Source organism: Streptomyces tubbatahanensis (assembly GCF_022699385.1).
Classification (GTDB): domain Bacteria; phylum Actinomycetota; class Actinomycetes; order Streptomycetales; family Streptomycetaceae; genus Streptomyces; species Streptomyces diacarni.
Genome location: NZ_CP093846.1, coordinates 5155468 through 5173904, shown reverse-complemented (window position 1 = coordinate 5173904; position 18437 = coordinate 5155468). Strand labels below are relative to the sequence as shown.

Annotated in this window: 17 protein-coding genes and 1 pseudogene; 9 read left to right on the top strand and 9 right to left on the bottom strand. The window is 73.7% G+C overall.

Features of this window, described 5'->3' with window-relative positions; all coding sequences use genetic code 11:
• Nucleotides 1-86: 86 nt before the first annotated feature.
• Nucleotides 87-875, bottom strand: a complete 789-nt coding sequence (locus MMF93_RS22355; protein ID WP_242754250.1) for a class I SAM-dependent methyltransferase — start codon at nt 873-875, stop codon at nt 87-89.
• 78 nt (nt 876-953) lie between these two features.
• On the opposite strand from MMF93_RS22355, the pseudogene MMF93_RS22350 reads away from it, so the two are divergent.
• Nucleotides 954-1550, top strand: a pseudogene (locus MMF93_RS22350) (CGNR zinc finger domain-containing protein); the annotation flags it as partial.
• A gap of 218 nt (nt 1551-1768) precedes the next feature.
• Here MMF93_RS22350 and sodX read toward each other — a convergent pair.
• On the bottom strand, nt 1769-2215 hold the full coding sequence (gene sodX, locus MMF93_RS22340; RefSeq protein WP_242754248.1) for a nickel-type superoxide dismutase maturation protease: 447 nt from the start codon (nt 2213-2215) through the stop codon (nt 1769-1771).
• 173 nt (nt 2216-2388) lie between these two features.
• On the opposite strand from sodX, the gene sodN reads away from it, so the two are divergent.
• The 3 genes from sodN to MMF93_RS22325 all read left to right on the top strand — a co-directional run bounded on the left by sodN (nt 2389) and on the right by MMF93_RS22325 (nt 4138).
• Entirely contained in the window at nt 2389-2784 is a 396-nt protein-coding gene (gene sodN, locus MMF93_RS22335) for a superoxide dismutase, Ni (protein ID WP_114023847.1), read from the top strand.
• 341 nt (nt 2785-3125) lie between these two features.
• Nucleotides 3126-3521, top strand: a complete 396-nt coding sequence (locus MMF93_RS22330) for a Rid family hydrolase (protein WP_242754246.1) — start codon at nt 3126-3128, stop codon at nt 3519-3521.
• Between the two features lie 278 nt (nt 3522-3799).
• Nucleotides 3800-4138, top strand: coding sequence for a hypothetical protein (locus tag MMF93_RS22325; protein WP_242754244.1), 339 nt, complete (start codon nt 3800-3802; stop codon nt 4136-4138).
• Nucleotides 4139-4594: 456 nt separating this feature from the next.
• On the opposite strand, the gene MMF93_RS22320 is transcribed toward MMF93_RS22325, so the two are convergent.
• Complete coding sequence (locus MMF93_RS22320) at nt 4595-5632, bottom strand: ANTAR domain-containing protein (protein ID WP_242754242.1); 1038 nt, start codon at nt 5630-5632, stop codon at nt 4595-4597.
• A gap of 266 nt (nt 5633-5898) precedes the next feature.
• Here MMF93_RS22320 and MMF93_RS22315 point away from each other — a divergent pair, with 266 nt between their 5' ends.
• Both MMF93_RS22315 and MMF93_RS22310 read left to right on the top strand, forming a co-directional pair.
• Entirely contained in the window at nt 5899-6864 is a 966-nt protein-coding gene (locus MMF93_RS22315) for an AraC family transcriptional regulator (protein WP_242754240.1), read from the top strand.
• The gene (locus tag MMF93_RS22310) at nt 6861-7916 is read left to right on the top strand and encodes an AraC family transcriptional regulator (protein ID WP_242754238.1); all 1056 of its coding nucleotides are present in this window, start codon (nt 6861-6863) and stop codon (nt 7914-7916) included. The genes MMF93_RS22315 and MMF93_RS22310 overlap by 4 nt, the downstream gene beginning before the upstream one ends.
• A gap of 46 nt (nt 7917-7962) precedes the next feature.
• Here the strand turns inward: MMF93_RS22310 and MMF93_RS22305 are convergent, their stop codons facing one another.
• Nucleotides 7963-9015 carry an aldo/keto reductase gene (locus MMF93_RS22305; RefSeq protein WP_242754236.1) on the bottom strand — a complete coding sequence of 351 codons (1053 nt, stop codon included), beginning with the start codon at nt 9013-9015 and terminating at the stop codon, nt 7963-7965.
• A gap of 128 nt (nt 9016-9143) precedes the next feature.
• Here MMF93_RS22305 and MMF93_RS22300 point away from each other — a divergent pair, with 128 nt between their 5' ends.
• Complete coding sequence (locus MMF93_RS22300; protein ID WP_242754234.1) at nt 9144-10007, top strand: N-acetyltransferase; 864 nt, start codon at nt 9144-9146, stop codon at nt 10005-10007.
• 160 nt (nt 10008-10167) lie between these two features.
• On the opposite strand, the gene MMF93_RS22295 is transcribed toward MMF93_RS22300, so the two are convergent.
• From MMF93_RS22295 to MMF93_RS22285, 3 genes are all read right to left on the bottom strand, one after another.
• Nucleotides 10168-11499 carry an MFS transporter gene (locus MMF93_RS22295; protein WP_242754232.1) on the bottom strand — a complete coding sequence of 444 codons (1332 nt, stop codon included), beginning with the start codon at nt 11497-11499 and terminating at the stop codon, nt 10168-10170.
• A 262-nt stretch (nt 11500-11761) separates the two neighbouring features.
• Complete coding sequence (locus MMF93_RS22290; RefSeq protein ID WP_242754230.1) at nt 11762-12196, bottom strand: SRPBCC family protein; 435 nt, start codon at nt 12194-12196, stop codon at nt 11762-11764.
• A gap of 242 nt (nt 12197-12438) precedes the next feature.
• Nucleotides 12439-13872, bottom strand: a complete 1434-nt coding sequence (locus MMF93_RS22285) for a N5-glutamine methyltransferase family protein (protein ID WP_242754228.1) — start codon at nt 13870-13872, stop codon at nt 12439-12441.
• Nucleotides 13873-14113: 241 nt separating this feature from the next.
• Between MMF93_RS22285 and MMF93_RS22280 the strand changes: the two genes are divergently transcribed.
• Nucleotides 14114-14350 (top strand): hypothetical protein, encoded by a 237-nt coding sequence (locus tag MMF93_RS22280; protein ID WP_242754226.1) that lies wholly within the window; start codon nt 14114-14116, stop codon nt 14348-14350.
• 42 nt (nt 14351-14392) lie between these two features.
• On the opposite strand, the gene MMF93_RS22275 is transcribed toward MMF93_RS22280, so the two are convergent.
• Entirely contained in the window at nt 14393-14923 is a 531-nt protein-coding gene (locus MMF93_RS22275) for an NUDIX hydrolase (protein WP_242754224.1), read from the bottom strand.
• 85 nt (nt 14924-15008) lie between these two features.
• On the bottom strand, nt 15009-16367 hold the full coding sequence (locus MMF93_RS22270; RefSeq protein ID WP_242754222.1) for an NsdA family TPR-like regulatory protein: 1359 nt from the start codon (nt 16365-16367) through the stop codon (nt 15009-15011).
• A 249-nt stretch (nt 16368-16616) separates the two neighbouring features.
• Between MMF93_RS22270 and MMF93_RS22265 the strand changes: the two genes are divergently transcribed.
• A complete protein-coding gene (locus tag MMF93_RS22265; RefSeq protein ID WP_242754220.1) occupies nt 16617-18320 on the top strand; it encodes a tetratricopeptide repeat protein in 1704 nt (567 codons plus the stop codon).
• Nucleotides 18321-18437 lie beyond the last annotated feature (117 nt).

The following is an 18437-nucleotide window of genomic DNA, read 5'->3' as shown; positions in this document are numbered from 1 at the left end:
CGGCCGTCCGGCGCTCGACGGGTTCCCGGTCCTCTCGACACGCGAGGAGCGAGGGTCCCCAGGCCCCGGAGGGAGGCCGGGTCCCCTCACCGCAATCCGAGCACCAACGCGTCGGTGGGCGAGGCCCACACCGCCCGCGCCTCCGCGAAGCCGGCCTGCCGCAGGGTGGCCGCATGCCACCCCGCGTCCTGGAACTCCTCGTTGTTGTGGTCGTGCCGCACCTCGGCCGGGTTCCCGAACAGGGCGAACCGCTCGGCGGCGACCTTCCCCAGCGCCGGGTCCTCGGCCAGCGCCGCCCACCAGCCGCCCCAGTCGAGCCGTCCCTCACCCGTGCGCTGCCGCCGCCGCGCCTCTTCACAGGTGTGGACGGCGGCGTTGATCCGCGGCGTCGACTCGTCCGGCATGTGGTCGGCGTTCATGAAGACGCCGCCCTCCCGCACCAGTCCCGCGAGCTGCCCGTAGAGGGTGCGCAGCGGTTCGGTGCGCATCCAGTGGAGCGCCGTCGCGGTCAGTACGGCGTCGAAGGGCCCCTCTTGGCTCAGCGCGCCGGTCCAGTCCGGGTCGCTGAGGTCGACCGTCAGGAACCGGGCCCGCCGGTCGCCGGCGAAGGTGCCGCGGGCGATGGTGAGCAGCGCGGGGTCGCGGTCGACTCCGACAGTCGAGGCCTTCGGCATCCGCCTGAGCAGCCGATCCGAGATACTGCCCGTACCGCAGGCCAGGTCGAGCACCTTGGGTGCGGGGCCGACCACGGCCTCGGTCATCTCCAGCATCACCCGGAACCGCTCCTCGCGGTCGGGCAGGTACTCCTCCTGTTGCCGGTCCCAACTGTTCTGCCAGGCCTGCCAGTCCGCCTCGGGCAGTGCGTGGGTCGTCATGGCGCCCCCTCTGTCGTAATACCCTCGTAGTGGATTCAGCTGTTACCGACCATAGAATGTCCGCCGTAAGGATCACAAGTGGAACTCAACTATTACTCTGATCTGGCCGTGCGACTGGTCAACAGTGAGCAGCCGGAGCGCGGGGAGGACACCCTCACCTCCGTCGACGCGGTGCGTGAGCTGTTCGGGGCGAACAGCTCCATGTGGCGGCGCGCCACCGACGCGGACGTGGGCAGGCTGCGCGCCGTCCGCACCCGGTTGCGCGCGGTCTTCGCCGCCGCCTCCGAGGGCGACGAAGTGCGCGCCGTCGACCTCCTCAACGCCCTGCTGATGGAGTTCCCGACGAGTCCGCAGATCTCCGGGCACGGCGACCTGGACGGCGACGGGCGCCCGCGCTGGCACATGCACCTGGCCGAGCAGCCCGCGAACGCGACCGCCGCCTACGCGGCCACGGCCTGCATGGGACTGGCCTTCCACCTCACCGACCTGGGCGTGGACCGGCTGGGCATCTGCCAGGCGACGCCCTGCCGCAACGCCTACCTCGACACCTCCACCAACCGCTCCCGCCGCTACTGCTCCGACCGCTGCGCGACCCGCGCCAACGTGGCCGCCTACCGAGCACGCAAGCGGCGCGAAAGCAGCACCGAGGGCCCCGATGCCCCGGAGGACGCGGCGGGTGCGGCGGGTGCGGCGGGCGCCACGGGGCACATGGGTGCGGAGGGTGCCACGGGCCCGAACGGTGCAGCAGGTGCGACGGAAGCGGCGGGCACGGCAGATCCCACGGGCGCAACCGGTACCACAGGTGCCGCAGGTGCCACAGGGGCGTCGGGTGCCACGGGCGCCACCGCCGCGGCGGGCTGAGCAGGGGTGCCGACGGGGCGACGGCCGGAGCGCTAGTCCGGCACAGCCGGTGCATCCGCCCGTACAGCGGGCGGGCGCGGCCGCAGGGGTCCTGTCACCGGCCGCACCGCGGAGAAGGCCCAGCGCGCCACCGCCACGGGCGAGCGCGCCGCCCCGCGCGGAGGCCGCAGCCGCAGCCAGGCCCGCGCGATGACGAGGTCGTCGGGCACCGCTCCGAACTCGCGGCTGTCGTTGACCACCAGCGGGTTGTCGCCCCTGACCCACCAGCCACCCGGGCGCCGCTCGACCGCGCGCTTGACGATGAGCAGGTCGTGCTGGAAGGGATGCCGGAGCACGACGATGTCCCCGGTGCGCACGGCCGCGCCGTAGGTGACCACCAGGTGGTCACCTGGCCGCAGCGTCGGCCGCATCGAAGGGTTGTAGACCTCCGCGAGACCGATCCTCTTCAACGGCCCGCGCTGTGGCGTACCCTCCGGCATTTTTCTCCGCCTCCGGTCGTCCCGGCCGCGCCACCGTGCCCGGCCCGATTACTCCAGCAGATCCAGTCCGCGACTGGACTTTTGTCCTAAGCCCGTGGGGGCACACGCGAAAAGGCTTCCCACACGGAGTAATCTCGCACGTGAGAAGACGATCACGAGGAAGGATGGCTTTTATGCTCTCCCGACTGTTCGCACCGAAGGTGCGGGTCAGCGCCCATTGTGACCTGCCGTGCGGCGTCTACGACCCCGCTCAGGCCCGGATCGAGGCCGAGTCCGTGAAGGCCATTCAGGAGAAGTACCAGGCCAACGACGACCCCCACTTCCGGGCCCGCGCCACCGTCATCAAGGAGGAGCGCGCGGAGCTGGCGAAGCACCACGTCTCGGTGCTGTGGAGCGACTACTTCAAGCCCCCGCACTTCGAGAAGTACCCGGAGCTCCACCAGCTGGTGAACGACACCCTCAAGGCGCTCAGCACGGCCAAGGGCTCCACCGACCCGGCCACCGGGCAGAAGGCGCTGGACTACATCGCCCAGATCGACAAGATCTTCTGGGAGACCAAGAAGGGCTGACCCCCTTCTCGCCCGCCTGGCCTGCGGTTTTTCTCCGCAGTGTCCGACGGTCCGCACCCGGTTCGCCGGACTCCCACGACGGAGTCCAGCGAACCGGGTGCGGTCGTTTTCCCCTGGTCACAGGTACACACAGGCCCGCAGCGTGCGGACGGCGGACGCGGACGCGCGGCCCAGAACGGCCTGCCCCCTGCCGCACGCCGCACCGCCCGCGAGGACCGCTGAGGTGAAGAAGAGCCACAGGTCGTGCGTGACGCGGCACGGCACGGACGTGCCACGCTTCCAGCCGATGTCCGAGACCCGCGGGCCGAGCAGCTCACACCGTTTCGGGGCACAGTGGACGCATGGACCGTGAGGACATCGACCCGCGTCACTTCGGTGACAGGCTGGCCTACAACAGGGCCGTGTTGATCGAGCAGCCGCAGCGTTGGCTCGCCGTCGCCGGTCACGAAGCGCGGGACGACTCGGGAGGCATCGCCGCCGTGGGTGACATCCGCGGCCAGATCCGGGTGACGTTCCAGCGCTTGGGCGACACGCTGCACAAGGCCGGTTTCGCCCTCAGCGATCTCGTCCAGATCAGAATCTTCACCGTCGACATCGGCGCGGTGACAGCCAATTACGACGCGGTGCTGGACGTACTGGCCGAGGCGGATTGCCGTCCAGCCAGCTTGCTGGCCGAGGTCAGAGCCCTGTCCGACCCGCACATGCTCATCGAGATCGAAGGACTCGCCGCCCAGTAGTCCACGGGGGAGCCACAGGCGCCCCTTCCCTCACAGCCGCACGCTGCCTACGTCACCGGCCCCTGTCCGGCTGAGTCGATGCACTACGAGCAGGTGGCGGGGCACTCCGGGCGGTCATCCCGGCCCAGGCCCAGACCCAGGCCGAGACCCAGACCGAGACCCAGGCCGAGACCCTGGACGACTCGCAGACGGTGGCCAGTTCGGCATCTTGTCGGGGGACGGTCAAAAGTAGTTCGATGCCCGCAGTGAAAGCCGCGACTCACACGGGGGATCGGCCCATGGGTTCGAACAAGCGCTTGGCGGCGACAGCACTGGTCACCGCGGTCTCGGCAGTGACGCTGGCCGGTTGCGGAACCGAAGGAAAGATCATGGACTACGACGACGTGAGTGTCTGGCCGTCCGCAGACACCCGGGGCCGCCAACCGATCGGCACGCTGACCACGCTGTCGAAGGTGACCGTCAAGTGCGTCGAGCGCGGCCAACGGGACGCGAACGGGATGGGATACGCGGACGCGTACAAGATCGAGTTCGAGGGCGGCACGGGGTATATCGACACGCACACGTCGATCCTGACCGACGACGGTGAGCTGTCGCCCAGCAACGTGGACGAGTGCTGAACCTCGAGTGGGCGAGGGCCCCGCTCCGAGGATGAGACGCGGGTGCCCCCGCTTTCCAGCCTGCCGCCCCTGCGTGTCCGCCGGCCGGAAAGCCGGTGTGGCGTGTTCCGAGAGCGCTCACGCCGCCTCGTGGGACCAGCTCCCCGCCCCGCTCGGCGACCTCACCGCCCCGCTCGGTGACGTTCCCTCGGGGACGTGGCGGACCGGGGGCGGTCTTCGTGCGTCGCGGAATCAACTTCGGTCCATTTGGCCGAAGTCGCTCGGTTTCCTGTCCGCAGAGAGGATGATGGGACTTCCGGCGGCGCGACCGCCGGGCGCACCACGGGGGCTTGGACGGCGACTCCCCGCTGGTGCGGGGGCCCGCCGCCGCGCCTATCGGCGGCGGGCCCGAGCGGCCCGGGGCACTACGCGATCCCCCCTCGCGCCCCGGGCCGCGCCGGTGGGGTGGCGCCGCGGTCAGCGGTTCGGGTCGCGGTCGAAGGGGTCGAAGGGTTCGAAGGGCGGGCCGACGAGCCGGGCCTCGACCAGGTCGCGGGCCACCTGGTGGAGGGCCCGCCGATGGGAGCGGGCGTAGGCGCGCAGCGTGCGGAACGCCTCCTCGGGGGTGCTGTGCCGGCGCTCGGCGAGCATCCCCTTGGCCTGTTCGAGGACGATCCGGCTGCTCAGCGCCCGCTGGAGTTCCTCGGCGCGGCGCAGCGCCGCCTGGTGCGCCAGGCCGAGCGCGCACGCTTCGGCGAGCGAGCCGAGTGCCGCGTGCGTCGCCGCGTCGAGCGGACCGTCGTCGTGGAGGTGCACGGCCAGCACGCCCGTCGGCGCCTGCGGCCCGTCCGTCGCGCTGCGGTGGGCACTCCCACCCGTGACGCCCTCGCCGTGCAACGGGACGGTGAGCACCGCGCGCACGCCCGCCTCGCGCGCCACGGGCCCGTACCGCGGCCACCGTGCGGCGTCCGCGCCCTCCAGCAGCAGCCAGGGGACGCGGGTCCCCGTGCGCAGGGTGTCGGTGGCGGGTCCCTCCCCCAGTTCGTGTTCCGCCTGCCACAGTACGGCGGCGTGGGCGCCGCTGTGGCCGTGGGGCGCCGGGCCGCGTGCCGCGGAGGGCACGAGGAGCACGGTGGTCTCACCGCGCCGCCCGTCGCGTGCGAGGCGGCGGGCCGCGCGGTCCGCCAGTGCGGCCAACAGCGGGTGGCAGCCGCCGGGGGCGCTCTCGCGCCCGGCGTGCGCCCCGTCCTCGCGGGTGGCCTCGTGCGGAGCGTCCGCCCCACCTGCGGGAGAGGCCCCGTGTGCGCCGGCCAGCTCCAGCAGCGCGGCCGCCAACTCGCGCTCGCGGTCCGTCTCGCGCTCCGGCTCCCGTTCGCGTACGGCCGGCTCGCGTTCGCGTACGGCGTCCAATGCGCGTGCGCGCGCGGTGTCGTCGGCGTACGGCAGCGGAGGGGGTGTCGGCGCGTCCGGGACCGCCTCGTGCGCGGCCGCCGCGCTGGACCTCGGCACAGACATCCTCACTCCGGTCCTGTTCCGCTTCCTGGCGCTCGTCTGGTCCCGGCGCTTGTTTCCGGCGCTTCTCGGCCTTCCGCACGGTCGGGTCGGGCAGCGCGCGGCACGGCACGGCTCAGGACAGCGCGCACGCGTGCGTGGCGCAAGCGTCACCGCGCCGCGATGTCGCTTGGTGGCTATCCACTTCGCGATGTGGGCTGCGGGGGCCGACCGTGCGGGCCTAGCATCGAAGGCCCGGCCCGCGGCCCGAGCGAGGAGGTGCGGGTGTCATGCACGACCCGGTGCGCCGCGTCAGGCTGAAGACCGCCGACCCGCAGGAGGCCGAGCACTTCCTGCGCCAGGCCTACGTGGACCACACGCCGCGGCTGTCAGGTGACCGGGAGCGGTTCCGCTTCAACGCCTCGCTCACCCAGGCGGGCGCGGTCGGCGTGGAGCGGATCGCGCAGTCGATGGTGCTGGACGCGGAGACCGAGCCGCACGCCTGCGTGTACGTCGTCCAGGTGCTGGGCGGCAGGTTCGAGATGGCGGCCGGGCGCAACGAACTGCGCTCGGGCCCTGGTGATCTGCAGCTGTGCGACCCGTACGTGCCGACGCGGGTGAAGTGGGACAACGTGCGGCTGGGGATCGTGCGCATCGGGCTGCGCGAGGTGGAGCGGATCGCGGCGGAGAGCGAGGGCACCGAAGCGGCGACGAGCCGGTTCGCCCTCACGCGCCCCGTCTCGCCCGAGCGGGCCCGCTACTGGCAGGCGGTCGTCCGCCACGTCCACCACGACGTGCTGGCCAACCCGGAGGCCGTGGGCAGCCCGCTGGTGCTGGCCGAGGCGACGCGACTGCTGGCGACCGCCGCGCTGGCGACCTTCCCGCGCAGCCCCGCCGAGCGGTCCAGGCTGCCGGCCCCGGGCCGTCCGGCCCCCGCCGCGCTGCGCCGCGCCATGGACTACATCGACGCGAACGCGGCGCGCCCCATCGGCGTGCACGACATCGCGCACGCGGCCGGCACCAGCCCCCGCGCGCTGCAACACGCCTTCGCGCGGCACTGCGAGACGACTCCGACCGGTTATCTGCGCGGGGTCAGACTGGAGGCCGCGCACCGGGAGCTGAAGGCGGCCGACCCCGCATCCGGGGTGACGGTCGCGGCAGTGGCCGCCCGCTGGGGGTTCGCCAAGGCGGGACGGTTCGCGGGTCGTTACCGTGCCAGATACGGGGTCGCCCCCAGCCACACCCTGCGTACATGAGCCGCACCCCGCGACACGGCGGGGCGAAGGAGAACGTCATGCCGTCCGAGTACGCCCGCACCGCCGCGCGGGAGTTCTCGACCACCGATCCGGAACGCGCCCACGCCTTCCTGCGGCGCGCCTACGTCGAGAACGTCATGAGGATCCAGGGCAGCCGGGACGGCTTTTGGATGAGACACACCTACGACGAGGCGGGCCCGCTGTCGGTGGCCGTGCTGAAGCACAGCATGGCTGTCGAACACGTCTCGCAACCGCTGGGACGGCTGCTGCTGGCGCGGGTGCTGGACGGGCACATCGAGCGCCGCACCGGTGGCGAGACGGTGCGCGCCACGCGGGGCGACGTCTTCCTCGTGGCGCAGCCCGAGGCGCCGTACACGGTCGCCTGGGAGAACGTCAGTCTCCAGCTGGTCGGCCTGGACCAAGCCGTCCTGGCGAGCGTCGCGGACGGCGCCACGGGGCCCGAGGTGCCCGACGCGCCCGCAGCCGCGGGCGTGCGCTTCACCGGGTGCGGGCCGCTGTCTGCGAACGCGGCCCGCTACTGCTCCGGCGTGCTCGATCTGGTGACCACGCAGGTGGTGCCCGGCGGCGGGGCCGCCTGCGAGCCGCTGGTACTCGACAGCGCGGCACGGTCCCTGGGCGCCGCCCTGCTGACGGCGTTCCCCAACACCGCGGTGGCCCGCGACGACGCGCCGGGCACGGCCGGCACGGCCACAGGAGCGACGGGTTCCGAGGCGGTCGTGCGGCGCGCCGTCGCCTACCTGGAGGCGCACGCACACGAACCCGTCGACCTCGCGGAGGTGGCCCGCCGGTCGCGCACGACACCGCGCGCCCTCCAGCGCGCCTTCCGCGCCCAGCTGGACACCAGCCCGAGCACCTACCTGCGCCGCCTGCGGCTGGAGCGCGCCTATCAGGAGCTGGCCGCGGCCGACCCCGCGCGCGGGGAGACCGTCACGGCCGTCGCCCGCAGGTGGGGGTTCGGGCACCCAGGACGCTTCGCCGCGGCGTGCCGCGCGGCCTACGGGCGCACGCCGCATGAGGTGCTGCGCGCCTGAGCGCCCGGGGTCGAGCCGCACGGCGCGGAGCCGCCGGCCCGGGGCGTCACCGTGGCGGCGTCAGGTCCACGGCGGGCGGGTTGAGACGGGCGAACGGGGCCTGGCGCTGGGCCAGCCAGTGCGGGTACGGGGCGTGCCGCGCGCTGGCGCTCTCCAGCCTGGCGACCTGCCCGGGGGTGAGCCGCCAGCCCACGGCGCCGAGGTTCTGGCGCAGCTGCTCCTCGTCGCGGGCGCCGAGTACGACACTGGCCACCGTGGGGCGGCGCAGCAGCCAGTTGAGCGCGACCTGGGCGACCGTGCGTCCGGTCTCCTCGGCGACCTCGTCGAGCGCGTCCACCACCCGGAAGAGCGCCTCGTCCTCGACCGGCGGTCCGAACCGTGCGGTCTCGTGCAGCCTGCTGCGCTCCGGCAGGGGCGCGCCCCGCCGGATCCTGCCCGTCAGCCGGCCCCAGCCCAACGGGCTCCAGGCCATCGCGGCCACGCCCTGGTCGAGGCCCAGCGGCATCAGCTCGTGCTCGTAGTCGCGGCCGATCAGCGAGTAGTAGACCTGGTGGGAGACGTAGCGCGGATAGCCGTGCAGGTCGGCGACGGCGAGGGACTTCATCAGCTGCCATCCGGGGTAGTTGGACGCCCCCACGTAGCGGACCTTCCCCGAGCGGACCAGCTGGTCCAGGGTCGCGAGCACCTCCGCCACCGGCGTGCCCGCGTCGAAGGCGTGCAGCTGGAGCAGGTCGATGTGGTCGGTGCCCAGCCTGCGCAGCGCTTCGTCCACCCCGCGCAGCAGCCTGGAGCGTCCGGTTCCCATGTCGCCGGGGCCCTCGCCCAGCGCGCCACCGATCTTGGTGGAGATGAGCACCCGGTCCCTGCGGCCCTTCACCGCGGCGCCCAGCACCTCCTCGCTGGCTCCCGCGGAGTAGGCGTCGGCGGTGTCGAACATGGTGACGCCGTTCTCCAGGCAGATGTCCACCATGCGGCGTGCCTCGTCGGCGTCAGTGGTGCCCATGGGCCCGAAGAGGGGGCCGCTCGCCCCGAAGGAGCTGGTGCCCAGCGTCAGTTCGGGCACGTGCAGCCCGGAGTCCCCCAGCCGTCGGTACTCCACAGGTCTCTCCCTCGCTCCGTCATGATCGCGCAGTTGTCCGGGCAACCGTCCTCCACCGCGCCCGAGTTGGGCAAGACTCCCGGAAAACCGCTGGTGGGCGCGGGGAGGGGCTGCCAGGCTGCACGGCCATGAGCACCGACCCACGGCCGGCAGGCCTCCACTCCGACGCGGCGCCCGGCCGCCCCGGCGCGACGTCCGGCCCGGGTGCGGCGCCCGGCCACTCCGGCGCGCCCTCCGGCTCCGACGCCCTCGACCGGGTCGTCATCAGCACGCTCGCGGAACGCCCCGAGCTGACCGGACGGCTGTACGAGATCGACGAGGACTGGCCCGCGTTCGTCGAACACGACCCGGCCGCGAGCACACTCCTGACCTGGGTCCCCGAGCTCTTCCCCGCCTCCTGCGTGGTGGCCACCGAAGGCGACCGCGTCATCGCGCGCGGATTCAGCGTGCCCTTCGCCGCCGACGTGGACGGCAGGCAGGAGACGCCCGACGGCGGCTGGAGCCGCGTGCTGCGCTGGGCCTTCACCGACCGGTGGACGGGACGCACGGTGACCGCGGCGAGCGCCCTGGAGATCACCATCGACACCGGCCACCTCGGCCGTGGGCTCTCCTACCGGATGCTGGCCGCACTCCGCCGCACCGCCGCGGAGCAGGGCCTCGGGGCACTGCTGGCTCCGGTACGGCCGACCGCCAAGCATCTTTGGCCGCGCCTGCCCATGGCCGCGTACGCCCGCGAGCGCCGCGACGACGGGCTGCCGGCCGACCCGTGGCTGCGCGTCCACGTTCGGGCGGGCGGCACCGTGGAGTCGGTGGCTTCCGCGTCCATGACGGTGAGCGCCTCACTCGCCCGCTGGCGGGAGTGGACCGGGCTGCCGTTCGACCGGGACGGCGACGTGGAGGTCCCCGGCGCCCTGGTACCCGTCCACTGCGACCTCACCCACGACCACGCGGTCTACGTCGAGCCCAACGTGTGGGTGCGTCACGCGCTGTAGGCCTGCGCCTGCCGGCGCCGGGCGTGGTGGCGAGACGGCCGGCCTCGGGCCGGCCGGGCAGAGCCCAACCCGGGGACCCAGTCCGGCCGGCCACCCTCCGGGGTGCCCGGCCGGGGCCCGGATCGCGGAGCGTGAGCAGCGCGGGACTGCGGCCCGGTACTCAGCGAGCCGGGCGGGAGGACGGAGGGCGCGGGGGCTCCTTCGCCAACGGGAGGCTCTCGTCTCGGAGCAGGCTCTCCTCTCGGAGCAGGCCCCCCTCCGGGGGAGGTCCAAGGTGCGGGCCGGCTGTCTTCGGCGTCCTCACGGCGCAGGCCAGGGCCGCGAGCAGCGCCACGCCGCCCGCGAGTGCGAAGCACACCCCGAGGGGCAGCCGTGCCGCCAGCAGACCGGCCGCCGCCGTGCCGCCCGAAAGCCCCGCGTTCACCGCCGTGTTGACCCAGGCACCCGCCTGCGTGCGGCGCTCCGGCGGTGCTGCCTCGTCGGCCAGCAGATACGCCGTGGTGAACGCCGGAGCCACGAAGAACCCCGCACACACCACCGCCGCGGTCAACGCGCCCACACCGGGCGCGAGCCCCGCCGCGGCCAGGGCGAGACCGAGGCCGGCGGCCAGCAGCGGCAGTCGTGCCCGGGCCCCGATATGCCAGCCGACGGCACCGTTGACGAGCCCGCCGACCGCGCTGCCCGCCGAGTGGGCCGCGAGCACCCAGGCGACCACGTCGTCACCGTGCTGCCGCTCCGTCGCGAACGCGAGGACCAGCAGATCCATGGCGCCCAGTGACAGCCCGACCCCGGCCGCCACCACGACCGGCGTCAGCAGCGCCCGCGCCCCCCGCGACCGTGCCTCGGAGCAGGCCGCCCCCTGGGCAACGGCAGTCGGCCCCAGGTCCCGCACGACAGGCGACAGGACGAAAGCCAAGGTCCCGGCCCCCACGAGCAGCGCGCTGACCACCACCCCGGCCGCCGGGGGCGCGCTCTGCACCAGCACGCTGACCAGCAGCGGGCCGAGGACGAGCAGCATCTCCTCCGCGACGCCGTCCAGACTGAACGCGCGCTGCAACAGCGAAGGATCATTGGTGAGTTCACGCCAGACGGCCCGCGCCGAGGGGCCGAGCGGAGGCGTGGCGGCACCCGCGGCCGCGGCGAGAGCGCCCAGCAACCAAGGGGAGGCGCCGAGCCGCCAGGAGGCCGCGGCGAGGGCGCCCAGAAGAACCGCGTAGAGCAGGGCCATCGGCAGGAGCGCGGCGCGGGGACCGTGGCGGTCGACGAGGGCCGCCCGTACCGGGGACAGGAAGACACTGGTGGCGCCGAACAGCGCCGTGATCGTGCCCGCGACGGCATACGAGCCGGTTGTCCGGGTCACCGCCAGCATCAGGGAGAGCGCGAGCATCCCGTACGAGAGCCGCCCGAGCAGGGCGGCACCGAAGGTGCGTCGGGCGCAGGGAAGGCGCAGTACGGCGGCGTACGAGGGCCGCCCTTGAGCAGGCGCAGACATGGAAGTGTTCCTCGGTCGAGGCGGGAGCAGGGACGCCGAAGTGCCGCGGACACCGTGTGCGTGCCGCGGCCGGGGCGTGCCTATGCCAAGAGGAGGAACACGGGGCTCAACGTAGCAGCGGCGCCCAAAGAAGTCAGGGGGCCGCGGGATCCCGGACAGCAAGCGCCGGCGCGCGGTCGAGCACGACGAGTGGAGTGCCGCTCGAACGCGAGCTGCCGCGGGGCGGTGTCGAGCGGACCGACCCGGGCGGGGAAACAGGTATTCAGGCCAGGCGCTGCGCGGCCAACTCCAGCACCCCCGGCCAGTTCTCCTCGAAGGTCCGTGCCAGTTCCGCGTCGGGGAAGCCGGTCTGGGTCAGTGCCAGCCGGGTCCGGCCGTCGGGTGTGGTGGTGAGCTCCAGCGTCACGTCGGTCTCGTACGCCGGGTTCCCGGGAGCGTCGATACGCGCGGTGTAGCGCAGCAGGCCGGGCGGGTCCACGACGGTCAGCCGCCGGTCCTCGGTGAACGGTTCCACACCGGGCGGCGCGAACCGCAGCCACCAGCGGCCGCCGGGACGCAGGTCGAGCTCCGACTCCAGGACCCATTCCTCCGGCTGTGGCCCGTAGACCGCGAGGAAGGCGTCGAACACCTCCTGAGTCGTGGCGGGGTACCTACGGTGCACGGTGAATCCGTGCGGCTGGAGCGTGTCTTCCGGCATGAGAGGTCCTTTCCTGAGGAGTCGTCCGTGACCACGGCGACGAAGAACAGACCGCGTCAGCCGGGAAAAGTCATCGCCCGCCCACTCGGCAGCGCGATCACCACGCCCGCATACGAAGACCACCGGCGAGCCCGGCAACGCGGCAGGGGACTGCCGAGCTGGGCGAACTCTTCAGGGCATCGGAACAGGTCAGGACATCGGAAACCGGCTTGGGGCGTCACCGACCTCCCTGGGCGGCTCGGCTAGGACACCGGGGCCTCCTCCGCGTGGCGCAGCCGCCACAGCGAGGTCGTCTCCGCCGCACGGGCCGCGTGCAGCGGTGCGGCGGTATCGGTCGCGCGGGCGTGCTCGGGCCGGGCGTCCAGCCGGCCCGCGACCCGCAGTCCGGCGGCCGAGATCCACTCCAGCAGCTGCTCGCGAGGGCGCAGCCCGAGGTGTTCGGCCAGGTCGGAGAGGATCAACCAGCCCTCGCCCGCAGGAGCGAGCCGCGCGCCGAGGCCGGTGAGGAAACCGCGCAGCATGCGGCTGTCGGGGTCGTAGACCGCCTGCTCCAGCACGGAAGTGGGTTTGGCCGGCAGCCACGGCGGGTTGCACACGACGAGGTCGGCGCGGCCCGCCTCGTGGGAGGGGAACAGGTCGGCGCGGACGACCTCCACCGCCTGGGCGACGTCCAGCCGTGCCACGTTCTCCCGCGCGCAGGCCAGCGCCTGCTCGCCCACGTCCGTGGCGGTCACGCGGCCGACACCGCGCCGGGCGAGCACGGCGGCCAGGACGCCCGTCCCCGTGCCGATGTCGAACGCGGTGAGGCCGCCAGGATCCTCGCCGCCCGAATCCTCGCTGCCTTGCGCCCCGCCGCCGTCGGCGCCGGTCTCCGGCACGGGTCCGGCGTCCTCCCGGAGCCCGGCGTCCTCCCCAAACCCGGCTCCCGCGGCGCGGGGCAGCGGGGCTCGGGCGACCAGGTCGACGTACTCGCCGCGGACCGGTGAGAAGACGCCGTGCCGCGGGTGGATCCGCGCGCCGCCGAGCGCCTCGATCGGCACGCCCTTGCGCCGCCACTCGTGCGCGCCGAGCACGCCCTGGAGTTCGCGCAGCGACACCAGCGTCAGCGCCCCGGCGGGACCGGGCGGAGGGCCGTACGCCTCGGCGCACGCCTCCCCCACCCGCGGTGCCCGGCGCAGCGGCACGGCCCAGGACCCGTCGGCTGCCGTCTCCAACGGAACCAGCAGCATGCCCAGGACGCGGGCGCGGCGGGTGCGCGCCTGGCGGTAGAGGTGGAAGCTCTCGCGAGGCGTCGCCCCCTGCTTGGGCGGCTTGCGGTCCACGCGGCGGCCGAGCGCGGCCAGCAGTTGGCGGGCGCCGTGGTAGTCGCCGCGCCACAGCAGTGCGGTGCCCTCGCAGACGAGTCTGTAGGCGAGGTCGGCAGCCATCCGGTCGTCGGCGACGGCCACCCGGCGCGGTGCCCGCGCCCCGCTTCCGGAGCGCCACGCGGCCGTGCGCCACGCCCCGTCCTCGTCCCAGCCGACGTCCTCGCTCCGGCCGGCGGCGTCGGTCGCGCCAACGGCGTCGGCGCGCTTGGGAGCGTCGGTGCGGCCGGCGGCATCGGTGCGGCCGGCGGCGTCGTCCTGGCCGGCGGACTCCGTCCGGCTTCCCGCACCGGCCTCGCTTCGTGCGTTCACCGGGCAAACCCTAGCCGCGCCCACCGACAGCCCCGGTCGCGCCGGCCGACGGCCCCGGCTTCGCGCCGTCCCTGCCCGTCACGCCCGCGGGATCGGCCGGGCAGTCACGCGATCGTGTGAAATGCCGCCCCGGCGCCCGGCGCCGCGTCCGACGCCTCGGGGAACCCGCCGATCACGGCATACGTTGAGCGGGATACCGGACGCACCGGACCGGCACGCCGCACACCACGGAGGCAGGACCATGGCAGGCTTTCTCGACCGCGCCAAGGAGCAGGCCCAGCGGGGGCTCGCGCAGGGCAAGGAGAAGGTGGAGGAGGTCCAGGCCCAGCGCACGGGCAACGACCTGCTGCGCCGCCTGGGAGCCGCTTACTACGCGGAGCAGCGCGGCACGGGCTCGGCCCAGGAGGTCCAGCAGGCCCTCGCCGCAGTCCAGGAGCACGTCGCGCAGAACGGCGACGGTTTCCTCAAGAGCAGCTGACGCCCCACGGGAGGGCCGCGCGAGGGCGGCCCTCCCGTCGGCTCAGCCGAAGCGCACGCGGTAGAGCATCAGCAGTGCGGCCGCCATGTTCGCCGCGGGCACCTCGCCCCCGGCGATCATCTCGGGCACCTCCTTGAGCGGGACCCACTCCCGCTTCTCGGACTCGAAGTCGTCCTCGGGCGGGCCCAGGTATTCCGCGCTGGGCGACCAGTAGATGTGGTGCCGTGCGTCGGTCAGCCCGTTGGACGGCTCGACGGTCATCAGGTGGCGGAGCGGCCCGGGGCGCCATCCCGTCTCCTCCACCATCTCGCGGGCGGCGGCCTGCGGCAGGTCCTCGCCGTCCTCGACGACGCCGGCCGCCAGTTCCCACCCCCAGCTGTCGGTGATGAAGCGGTGCCGCCACAGCAGCAGCACCTCGTTGCGTTCGTTGACGGCGGTGGCCATGGCGACGGGGCGCAGCCGGATCAGGTAGTGATCCAGGTGGCGCCCGTCGGGCAGTTCGACATCCGCCAGATTCACCCGAAGCCACTGGTTCTCGTACACAGTGTGTTCACCCAGGTTCTTCCATCGCACGTGATGTGCCCCCTTCCCGACGGAGGTTGGGCACATCCCAGCATGGCGCGCGCTCCCACTGACAGGGGTGCTCGGCGCGCCCGGTCTAGAACGGCACGCTCAGCGAGTCCTCGATGAGCTTCGCGGCCTCGGCCGCCGAGGTCCCGGGGTGCTGTGCCAGGCGTGTTTTGACCCTGCGCATGCGCCCGCGCAGGCGCTGCGACTCGATGCCCTGCGCGGTGTCCACCATCTGGGCCGCGGTGGCTGCCGCGCGCTCCGGCTCCCCGGCGTGCAGGGCCACGTCGGTGAGGGTGGCGAGCCGGTTGACACGGCCGCGGACGTGCGCGGGCGCCCGCGCGGCCTCCTGGGCGTAGCCGGCGGCGGCGGACAGCTCTCCGAGGAGGAGCAGCGCCTCGGCCAGCCGCACCTCGACCAGGCCAGGTTGGACGTAGCCGGTCTCCTCGGGTTCCTCCGCGTACCGGATGCGCTGGGAGTGGGTCTCGGCACTGCGCATGCAGGCGTGGGCGCCGCGCCGGTCGCCGAGCCGTGCGTAGGCGCCGGCCTGCATCGCGTACAGGTCCGTGGCGAGCGCGGGGCTGATGCGCGGGCCCAGAGTGCGCAGGACGGCCTCGGCGCAGGCGAGTGCGTGCCGGGTGTCGGAGAGGAAGAGGGCCTGGTTGACCAGGAGGGCGACGACGTAGCCGCCGAAGAGCCGGTCGCCCGAGGCCTTGCCGAGGCGCAGCGCCTGGTGGAAGTAGCGCTGTGCCAGCCCCTGCGCGTCGGCGTCGTAGGCGCAGATGCCGCTGATGGCGGCCAGCGATCCGGCGGCCCGGTGGAGCCGCCGTCCTGTCGCGTCGTCGTAGCTGCCGCGCAGGAGGGGGGCGACCTCGCCGTTGAGGAAGCCGACGACGCGCGACCTGGTGGCGACGCCGCCGGCGTTGCGGTACAGGTGCTCGTAATGGCTGCGGGCGGCGTGCAGCACGGTGACGTCCGCGCCGGTGACCTCGGGGCCGCCCGTGGCGCGGGAGACGTCCAGGTCCTCTGGCGGGTTCTCCCATTCCCACACCGGTGCGACGGCCGCGGCTCCGGTCAGCAGGGAGGGGCCTGGCCAGTCGCCGTGCACCTGGTCGGAGCGCCACAGGGAGGCGGCGCGCTCCACGAACCGGCCGAGTCCGGGCGTTTCGGATCCTGTCGGGGTGCCGAGGGTGCGTCCTGCCGCTGCGACATCCATGCCGATATCACTGAGGGTGAGGGTCCTGCCGAGTTGGCGGCCGAGGACCTCGCAGATCATCTCGGGGACCCTGCCGCGCGGCCGCTGCCCCTTGAGCCAGCGCGCGACGGCCGTGTGATCGTAACGCAGGGTGATATTTGCGCGGGTTCCTAATCGGTTGACTCTCGCCGCGAGTCCGGCCCGCGACATCCCTGACTGGTCAAGGAGTGCGTCCAGTTGACTGTTGGGCTCCATTACCGCCCTCCGTCGTCCAACGTGTTGTTTCGCAGAGTAACGGACTTGCTTTCACACGGGGTGTGAAAGCACCACGCAGCCGTGCGTACGGCACATGCTCCCCAAGCCGCGGGCGGCGCGCTTTCCTGAAGACGTCCGGGTGCATGACAGCACAGACAGCACACGGAGAGCTACGGAAAAGCATCGTCGGATTCCGGAAATGAGGCAGAACGATGAACGACCCCATCCGGCTCGTCCTCGGGAGGGGCCATGTGTCCCTCTGACCCCGTCCGTGTCTCGGCACAACCGGGACCCCGGCCCCGCGGCCGCACGCCGAACGGGGCGCTGCGCGCCCTGCTGGAGGAGACCGAGTGGACGCAGGCGGCGTTCGCGCGTGCCTTGGCTCGTCTCGGCGCCGAGGTCGGTGTCCACCTTCGGTACGACAGGACTTCAGTCGCCCACTGGCTGCGCGGCAGCCGCCCCGACCCCCGGGTGCAGCACCTGATGGCGGAGGCGCTCTCCCGCCGCCTGGGACGCCGCGTCACCGTCGCGGAACTGGGCATGCGGCGGCCCGGTGGTGCCGGCGCGCGGGGCGGGCGCGCGGCCGCGGGAGCGCGCTCGGGCAGCGGCGCGGACGGCGACGACGAGGCGTCCGGTCCCGCAGGGGCGGCCCCGCGGCCGCGGGGAGCCGGAGACCTCACGGCGCGCGAACACGCCTTCGGGCCCGGGGACGCCGGTGACGCCGGGCATCCGCGGAACGCCAGAGCGCACCCCGTGGACGTCCGCCTCTTCGGTCTCGCCAGGCCGTCCCACGTCGCCGACCAACTCACCGCGCTGACGGCACCCGTGGTGCCGCCGCCCCGCGCGGACAGCCCTCCCCCGGCGCCGTACACGCTGCGGCTGCTGACGGAGACGGTGCGCTCGCCCTCGCCCTCGCCCCGGCACGGGGAGGTGCCCGAGGGCGCACCGGGCGCGCCCGTGCCCGCGCCGCTGCTCGGCGCACGCAACACCTGCACCGCGCGCGGCTCCCGCCCCACGAGCCGCACCGAGCCCGGCGAGGTGGCCTCCGTCCACGAACACGCCAGGTTCTTCGCCCTCCAGGCGGACCGGCACGGCGGCGGCCACATCAGGACCTCGCTGGCCGCCTTCCTCTCCGGACTGGTGAGCACCCTGCGCACCGGCGAGGAAGGGGTGCACCAGCGGGGCATGCAGGCGGGCGCGGCACGGCTCAGCTTCCTGCTGGCCCGCGTCTACGCCGACGAGCAGCGGCACGGGCTGGCCCAGCGCGCCTTCCTCACCGCGGCCGAGCTCGCCGAGGACGCCGCCGATCCGGACGGTGTGGCGCTGGCACGGCGCGCCCTCAGCTCCCAGGCACACCAGTTGGGCCACCCTCGGGTGAGCCTCGCACTCGCCGAGGCGGCGCTGGCGGCGGCGCCGGCCGACGCCGACCCGGCGACCCGTGCGTTCCTGTACGCGGGGCTGGCCGTCGCCGGTGCGGCCGACGGCGACCGGCGCCGGGCGCTGGAGGCGATGGCGCGGGCGGAACGCCAGTTGGCCCGCGCCCCCGCCGACCTGACGACCGGGGCTGAGAGCCCCAGCGGCGAACCGGTGGGCACGTACCGACACGCGGCGCTGCTCTACCAGTCCAGCCAGATGCGGGCGGCGCTGGGCGACCGCGACGGCGCGATCCGGGACCTGCGCGCCTCCTTGGGCGCCCGCCCCGCGGACGAGCTGCGTTCACGCGCCCTGTGCCGTGCCGAGCTGGCCGAACTGCTGCTGTCGCGGGGCCGCCTGGAGGAGGCCTGCGCCGCCTGGAGCAGCTTCCTGGCGGAGTCGGCGCAGGTCAGCTCGGGCCGGGTGCGGGCCGCGCGTGCGCGCATCCCCGGACTCCTGCGTCCGTACGGGCGCGACGCCACGGTGCGCTCACTCCTCGCACAGGCGAACCCACCGAGCGGTACAGGATCCTCCGGCTAGAAGCGGCCCGATTCGGGGTATGAGCCCAAGGGACACAGTCGGCGCCGCGGGTCCGGCACCGCACCGGACCTCACCGGCGCACGGCGGCACCACCCGTGACGTGACACAGCAGACGGG